Origin of the sequence: Mycobacterium sp. (genome assembly GCF_035314665.1) — a bacterium.
In the GTDB taxonomy this organism is placed as follows: Bacteria; Actinomycetota; Actinomycetes; order Mycobacteriales; family Mycobacteriaceae; genus Mycobacterium.
This window is the reverse complement of record NZ_DATFZD010000241.1, coordinates 25810-33232: the sequence shown is the minus strand read 5'-3', so window position 1 is coordinate 33232 and position 7423 is coordinate 25810. Positions and strand designations below refer to the sequence as shown.

8 protein-coding genes, 1 tRNA gene and 1 pseudogene are annotated in these 7423 nt (G+C 63.7%); 7 read left to right on the top strand and 3 right to left on the bottom strand.

What is annotated here, in order from left to right; all coding sequences use genetic code 11:
* The 3 genes from VKI00_RS17710 to dnaG form a co-directional block, all read left to right on the top strand.
* The coding region (locus VKI00_RS17710; RefSeq protein ID WP_324439619.1) for a hypothetical protein at positions 1 to 97 on the top strand (97 nt) is incomplete at its 5' end.
* A 23-nt stretch (positions 98 to 120) separates the two neighbouring features.
* The gene (locus VKI00_RS17705) at positions 121 to 681 is read left to right on the top strand and encodes a superoxide dismutase family protein (RefSeq protein WP_324439615.1); all 561 of its coding nucleotides are present in this window, start codon (positions 121 to 123) and stop codon (positions 679 to 681) included.
* 39 nt (positions 682 to 720) lie between these two features.
* Positions 721 to 2631, top strand: a complete 1911-nt coding sequence (dnaG, locus tag VKI00_RS17700) for a DNA primase (protein ID WP_324439613.1) — start codon at positions 721 to 723, stop codon at positions 2629 to 2631.
* An 11-nt stretch (positions 2632 to 2642) separates the two neighbouring features.
* Here the strand turns inward: dnaG and VKI00_RS17695 are convergent, their stop codons facing one another.
* Positions 2643 to 2891, bottom strand: a complete 249-nt coding sequence (locus VKI00_RS17695) for a hypothetical protein (RefSeq protein ID WP_324439611.1) — start codon at positions 2889 to 2891, stop codon at positions 2643 to 2645.
* Between the two features lie 155 nt (positions 2892 to 3046).
* Here VKI00_RS17695 and VKI00_RS17690 point away from each other — a divergent pair.
* From VKI00_RS17690 to VKI00_RS17680, 3 genes and pseudogenes are all read left to right on the top strand, one after another.
* Positions 3047 to 3119: transfer RNA gene (locus tag VKI00_RS17690), tRNA-Asn, on the top strand.
* A 139-nt stretch (positions 3120 to 3258) separates the two neighbouring features.
* Positions 3259 to 3621, top strand: coding sequence for a hypothetical protein (locus VKI00_RS17685; RefSeq protein ID WP_324439610.1), 363 nt, complete (start codon positions 3259 to 3261; stop codon positions 3619 to 3621).
* A gap of 209 nt (positions 3622 to 3830) precedes the next feature.
* A pseudogene (locus VKI00_RS17680) lies at positions 3831 to 4502 on the top strand (phage major capsid protein); the annotation flags it as partial.
* Positions 4503 to 5208: 706 nt separating this feature from the next.
* Here the strand turns inward: VKI00_RS17680 and VKI00_RS17675 are convergent.
* Positions 5209 to 6066, bottom strand: a complete 858-nt coding sequence (locus VKI00_RS17675; protein ID WP_324439608.1) for a PE-PPE domain-containing protein — start codon at positions 6064 to 6066, stop codon at positions 5209 to 5211.
* Between the two features lie 201 nt (positions 6067 to 6267).
* On the opposite strand from VKI00_RS17675, the gene VKI00_RS17670 reads away from it, so the two are divergent.
* Positions 6268 to 6828, top strand: coding sequence for a hypothetical protein (locus VKI00_RS17670; protein ID WP_324439606.1), 561 nt, complete (start codon positions 6268 to 6270; stop codon positions 6826 to 6828).
* 22 nt (positions 6829 to 6850) lie between these two features.
* On the opposite strand, the gene VKI00_RS17665 is transcribed toward VKI00_RS17670, so the two are convergent.
* On the bottom strand, positions 6851 to 7147 hold the full coding sequence (locus tag VKI00_RS17665) for a hypothetical protein (protein ID WP_324439604.1): 297 nt from the start codon (positions 7145 to 7147) through the stop codon (positions 6851 to 6853).
* Positions 7148 to 7423 lie beyond the last annotated feature (276 nt).

Genomic DNA, 7423 nt, shown 5'->3' with positions numbered 1-7423 from the left:
CGCCGCCGACGACGGTGAGAGAATGCGGGTCGTCGTCGACCAGATCGCCTCCTTCACCGAGGGGCGTCTGGAACGTATCGAGACCGCTGAGCCCTGAACCGCCGCACTAGGGTGGGGTTTATGTCCAAGCACACCAAAGTTGTTGTCGCCACGTTGTCCGCGGTCGTCGCACTCAGCGCCTGCAGCTCTCATCAGCAGTCGACGACCTCGTCATCCACCACGAGCACTCCGGCCGGCGCCCAAACACTCAGCGCCGAGCTGCACACCGCCGACGGCCGGTCGGTGGCGACCGCCACCTTCGAATTCGCCAACGGCTATGCCACTGTCACGGTGACGACGACCACCAACGGCATCCTGGCGCCGGGATTGCACGGCATGCACATCCACGAGATCGGCAAATGCGAGCCCAACTCGGTCGACCCGATGGGCGGCGCGCCCGGCGACTTCATGTCGGCCGGTATGCACTACCAAGCACCGGGCCACACCGGAGAACCGCCTAGCGGTGACCTCTCGACCTTGGACGTGCGCAAGGACGGCGCCGCCTACTTGGTGACCACGACCGACGCGTTCACCAGGGACGACCTGTTGGCGGGCAGCAAGACAGCCCTCATGGTGCACGGCGTGGAGTCTGGCCCCGACGCCGAGAAGCGCATCGCCTGCGGCGTGATCGGCACCGGTTAACCGGGCGTCGTCGACGGGAGAGCGCTCTACACTGAGCCGATGCCCGGCCGTATCCCTGATCGCGATATCGCCGCCATCCGCGAACGAGTTCGCATCGAGGAGGTCGTCGGCGACTACGTCCAGCTGCGTCGCGCCGGCGCGGACTCACTCAAGGGCCTCTGCCCATTTCACGACGAAAAGTCGCCGTCGTTTCACGTGCGGCCCAATCACGGTCACTTCCACTGCTTTGGCTGCGGCGAGGGCGGCGACGTCTACGCGTTCGTCCAGAAGATCGAACACATCAGCTTCGTCGAGGCCGTCGAAGTGCTGGCCGACCGGGTCGGGTACACGATCACCTACACCGGCGCGGCCACCAGCGTGCAGCGCGACCGGGGCAGTCGCAGCCGGCTGATCGCCGCCAACGCCGCAGCGTTGGGGTTCTACACGGCGGCGCTCGAATCGCCGGAGGCGCTGCCGGCCCGCAAATACTTGAGCGAGCGGAATTTCGATGCCGACGCGGCGCGCCACTTTGGCTGCGGATTCGCGCCGTCGGGCTGGGACTCGCTGACAAAGCATCTGGTGCGCAAGGGTTTTGAGTTCAAGGAGCTCGAGGCCGCAGGCCTGTCGCGGGAAGGTCGCCGCGGCCCGATCGACCGCTTTCATCGCAGGTTGCTGTGGCCGATCCGCTCATCGGCCGGAGAGGTGATCGGGTTCGGGGCACGGCGGCTGTTCGACGACGATCCGATGGAGGCCAAGTACGTCAACACGCCGGAGACGTTGCTGTACAAGAAGTCTTCGGCGCTATTCGGTATCGACCTGGCCAAGCGCGACATCGCCAAGGGGCATCAGGCCGTCGTCGTTGAGGGCTACACCGACGTGATGGCGATGCACTTGGCCGGGGTGACGACGGCGGTCGCATCATGCGGCACCGCGTTCGGTGACGAGCACCTGGCGATGCTGCGCCGATTGATGATGGACGACAACTTCTTTCGCGGTGAACTGATCTACGTGTTCGACGGCGACGAGGCAGGCCGCGCCGCGGCGCTCAAGGCCTTCGGCGGCGAGCAGCATCTGGCCGGCCAGTCCTTTGTTGCGGTCGCCGCCGATGGCATGGACCCCTGCGATCTACGGCTGGCGTCCGGCGAGGGCGCTCTTCGGGATCTGGTGGCGCGGCGAACTCCGTTGTTCGAGTTCGCGATTCGCGCGGCGCTCAGTGAGGTCGACTTGGACAGCGCCGAGGGCCGGGTGGCCGCGCTGCAGCGTTGTGTGCCGATCGTCGCCCAGATCAAAGACCCAACGCTGCGCGACGAGTACGCGCGCCAGCTAACGGGCTGGGTGGGCTGGTCGGATGTGGCCCAGGTCGTCGGCCGCGTGCGTGAGGAGGCCAAAGCTCCCACGGGCCAGAGTCGTGCCAAGCCCCGTCGTGCCGCCGCAGCCCGGGCCGAGGGCGGCGCGGCCGATTTCGCCGCCCTTCGTCCCGACCCCCACGACCCCACGCTGTGGCCGCAGCGCGAGGCGCTCAAGTCGGCGTTGCAGTACCCCGCGCTGGCCGGGCCGGTGTTCGACACGCTGACCGTGGAAAGTTTCACCCATCCCGGCTACGCCGCGGTGTGCAGGGCCATCGAGGCGGCCGGCGGCACCGGGACGGGCATCGGCGGGGCCGAGTGGCTCGACGCGGTGCGCCAGAAGGCTCCGTCGCCGGCGGCCGCCGGGCTGATCAGCGAGTTGGGGGTCGAGGCCATCCGGGTCAACGACGACGACAAGCTGCCGCGCTACATCGTCGGCGTGCTGGCCCGCCTGCAAGAGGTCTGGGTCGGTCGGCAGATCGCGGAAGTCAAGTCGAAGCTGCAGCGGATGTCACCGGTGGAACAGGGTGACGAGTACCACGCGCTGTTCGGCGACCTGGTCGCGATGGAGGCCTATCGGCGCAGCCTGCTGCAGCAGGCCAGCGGTGACGATCTGACCGCCTGAGCGGCCCGCGGTCAGGGCTGACTTCTCGGGCTTTGCGGCTCGACGACGCTGGTCTCGTTGTCGATCTCGGTCAACGTCACCATCCGGCTGTCGGGCGAGACCCGATTCGCGATCTTGCGCCGGCCCCCCTCGATCACCGACTTGGCGGCGGGACTGCTGGTGAGCGCGCGGTAGGTGCCGACGATCTGCTCGTAGCGGCGCCGGCCGGCCTTCGCGCCCAACACGTAGCCCAGTCCCAGCACGACGACATACCGGATCAAAGCGGTCCTCCAGACGTTGGTGCGATGAGTCCATCCTGCCCTATCTGCGTGGGGGAACCCCCCTCGGCGGGGCTTCAATCTGGTTGGGCGTCAGCACGCCAGTACGCTAGAGTCATCCCTCGATCCGCGCCAACCACAAGCGCGGAAGAGGGCAGTCCTCCGTAGCTCAATTGGCAGAGCATTCGGCTGTTAACCGAAGGGTTCCTGGTTCGAGTCCAGGCGGGGGAGCAACAATCAACGCAGGTCAGAGGCATATTCTCCGAGCGCGTGCCAGATATGTGCCAGATGCTCCAGCAAATAGGCGCGACCGGCAATGCTTTGCATCGGATATGCGGGATCGGCGTGCACGTCCCTCTACCATGACGGCGTGGCTCTCATCGCGTGCCCCGAGTGCGGGAAGCAAGTGTCCAGCAAGGCCCCGACCTGCCCCGGCTGCGGGGTGCCGATCCTGCGCGACTCGAACGTCGTCGTCTACGGCTACACGCAGCAGTTCGCGGTCAACCCGAAGGTGCAGGTGTTCTGGAACGGTGCCTCACTCGGCACGGTAAAGAAGGGCGACTGCATCTCGTTCGACATCGACGCCGACGGGGAGGTCTCGTTCAGGTCCTCGATGCGGAAGGCGTCGCTTCGCGTTCGCGCCGGGCGCGTGACCAATATCAAGATCTCGTGGGACCGGATTACGGGCAAGATGATCCCGCAGATCGTTGACGTGGTGACGCCGGGCGCATAGCCGAACTCGGCGACTCCCGCAGTGAGCACGACGGATTCTCCGCATAACGCGCTGTAACAGCAGCGGTGCTGGTCGGGTACTGCGCTGGCGCGGAATTGAACGGATTTGGCTGTAATCTGGTAGCACTGCGGTCCGAACCCAGACGGTAAATGGGAGTCGGAAGAACCGTCAAAGACGGATGACCCCGCCCAAGGTATCCAGCTTATGGCGAACTCGTCGTGACGCCTTACGGACTCAAGGCATTGACCACGGTGAGCAACGAGTTGATCGCGGATAGTGCGGCCAACGCGGAAGCGGCTGGTGTCGTCGGGGACGGTCTGGTCCGGTCGTTCGCTCGTGCGTTGGACTCCGCGTTCTTTTCGACTTCGACCACGAACGGACCGGCTGGTCTAGGGTCGATTGACTATCAAGTGATCAACGTGATCGGCGATTTCTACAACTTCGACTGGGCTCTCCAGGCCATCAGTCAGGTTGAGCAATACGGTTCTGTTGTAACAGGTTTCGCGGCCAGCTTTACGACCGTTGAGCAGTTGTCGCAGATCAAGCGATTCGAGCCGACCGCAACAGTCGTGTCCAATGAGCCGATCCTGGCTCAGACGCCCGGCGATGTCACCAACCCGGTCATTCGCCGAATCTTCGGGGTGCCGCTGTACAGCGGGCCCGAGAGCACCGACGCACTTCCGACGATTCCAGACGGGACGGTCTGGGCCATCGCGGCCGACAAGTCGTTTACCGTTCTGCGGCAAGACCTGTCGGTCATGGCGAACCCGTACAGCGCGTTTAGCTCTGACTCGACCCAGGTCCGCGGAGTGATGCGCGCGGCGTTCGGATTCACGCAGCCCGACTGCGTTGTCCAGATCAACGCCAGCGGAGGTTCATAATTCTCTAACCGCCACCGAGCGCGATCAGCTCACCAATTGCCTGCAACGTTATTGCCCGGCCCCCACCAGTCGTCCGTGTACACCGACTGCTGGGGGGCCGGTGGTGGCGGCGGAGGCGGTGGCGGCTGTGGTGCATCGGTGGGTGGATCCGCTGGCGGCGGCGCCGGAAGCACACTCGGTGTGTCCGCGGGCGCCGCATACGCCGGGACGCTCACCGTGGCCGTGGGTATAGCGATAAGTACTGCTGCGGCCGCGATCTTTGCGATGCTGGTGCGGGCGCCGGATGATCTTGGCCGAGTCATTGATCGCTCCCTTCACCTGGTCCCGAATAGCACTTGCTTCATCGGGTCCCGGACTGCTGATGCTGCCACTTAATGATCGAGGCAATAGATATTCATTGCAAGGCATACGAGTGGAATTGCTGACCGTGCAGCAGCATCAGCTACGCCGCGCGCGACCCTCCGACCGGTCACCATCACTAACAGCTCAGTGGGTCAGGGGGTACCGGGAGGACCCTCCGCCCCCGGGATGGTGGCGCACCTGGCCAAACGGCCGAAATGGCTGGCTACGGGTTGGGGGTTTTCGCAGCAACGAAAGCCGCCCGGCAAATGTTCTTCGCTGCCTAAGCGCTGTTGAGTGACATACCTGGCCGTCACGCGGCCCCTTGCGTGCGACCGCTGCCCGGTGCGCTCACTCAGGACTCAGGTCAGAACGTATTGGTCAAAAACAGTTGCAGGGACTCGAATAGGCTCTCGAACAGTCCGCTGCTGCCGATCCCGTTATCGAGTGCACCAATAAGCGCGTCGAAGCTGTTGATGTTGTCGGAGATGTCGACAAGGGTGAGGTCGCCGTCGGTCGACGTGGTCGCGTTGGCGATTTCCGTCGGTGTCAAACCCAAATATTCCGCGTGCGTGGTGAACAGGTTGTACAGCGCATCCAGTTGACCTCCGGCTGTGAAGTCCTGTTGGTAGTCGGCGACCCCGTCGCCGTCGAGCGTGTAGATCGTCGCCGGGTACAGATCATCGGGCGTCACGGTAGTGTTCGCCTCAATTCCGCCCGGGAGGGAGGGGTCGCCGATGAACACGAAGTGCAGATCGGCGCTGGGGATGCCGTCTGCTGCGAGTTGGGTCATGGCGATCGACTCGGCGGTGGCGCTTTGGGAGTATCCGAAGATCGTCAGCGGGTCCTCGGCGGTGAAAGCGCCTGGGTTCGCGGTGAATTCGTTCTCCACGGCGAGGGTGACGTCGTCGGCGTCGGTGAGATTGCTTTGCTGGAGCAGTTCGGGCGTCGTCAGTACCTGCAGCGGCGCGGCGCACGGGTCGGTCCCGACCATGTCGCAGACCGTCGAGTCCATCGCGCCATCGTCGAAACCCAGCGGGTGCAGATACAGATCCTCGGCGGCCTGCGCGAATGAGGTCGACGGGGTCGACTCGAAGGTTCCGCCGAGGATGATCGCCGTATCGCTGCCAGATAGCGGGTCGTCCGCGTCGGCCTGGGCGGCTTGGAGACTCGCCGCGCTGGCCGCGCCAAGAAACATGCCGACGATGGCAACTTTCGCGAGCATCTTAGATCCGTTCACCGCTGCACTTCCCTTTGCCTCTTGCCAGGCGCATAGTCTGCGTCTTCACATGTTCTTATCTGAAGTACAGCCTGGGTTCAAGGAATTCGATCCTAAGTAGCGGGACCGACGGCTTCGGTTGTTCAAGTGGTCGTGTCGCGCTGTGGTCCGGTGCTGGTGGGTTCGGCAGGTCTATGGTCTGGCGATATGCCCCGACGTAAGCAGGTCTACAAGATCACCTACCCCAACGGAAAGATTTACGTCGGCATGGACTTGACGGGTTCGGCGCTATACATGGGTAGCCCCAGCGCCTACGCGCAGATCGTCGCGGACCTCGAACTCGAACCCGGCTGCTTCGAGCTAACCCTGCGCAAAGAGATCCTTTGGGAATGCGAGACAGCCACCGATGACGAGGTGCGCAAGATCGAGAAAGAAAATAATCCTCGAGACCAGGGCGAACGATCCCGCGATTGGTCGTGTGCAGCCACGCCATTAGTTTCGCCAGCGGAGTGTCGTCGTCCCCAGGCCAAACCAGCCTTGATAGGCGGTGCCGGTCGTAAGAATGTGGAATATCGGTCCCACGCTTCGACGCTGATACAGCGCCAAGCCTTTCCCGAGGATGCAAACAGCGTCAATCGGTGGCTGCGGGGTGGCGGCAGGACACGGTTTGTCTGGTGGAATCGTAACGAGCGCAGCGGTATTCAGCTTGTCAATTATCGTCTGCATCCTCATGCGGGACTCGAGTGCAAGCACAAAGAACGGCGGTAACACGTCTGCTTCCCGCATGAATTCAGTCATGTTTGTGATCTGATCTTGGTAGCGCTTTCATGGTGGGTTTGCCGACTAGGGCGCCCGCATACCAGGCCCGGACGTCGGCCGACGTAATCGCGGACAGCTGCGACGTCCCAAACCGCGGAATCAGCTCACGGTCGAGGATCGACTGGTAATGATCACGGGTCCGGGCCTTCAGCGGTCGACCGGCTGTCTGCCGGGTCGCAAGCCACGTCTTGGAGTAGTCCTCGAACGTGATCTTGACCGGCCGGACAAGTTGCGCGTCGATGCCGCGGCGCCGGTCGACCAACCACATCTCGGCCGCCGTCTTGGTGGGGAAGGTGTGGGGCGCGGTGATGGTTACGCCGGTCGTGGTGGTCTAGCGGGCCTGGTACCGTCCGGACGCTAGCTTGCGGATGTTGCCGAAACCCCGACGCTTCATGGTGTGCTCCTCGTGCCAGATCTCGTGCCAGATGGGTTATCACGAGCTACTACGAGGTTATACGAGATTTACATCCCGGAGAAGGTGTCGATGCAGCTCAGAGCCTATTTTTACCTGGTCACAGCTCCAGGCTAGCAAACAGATTCGGCT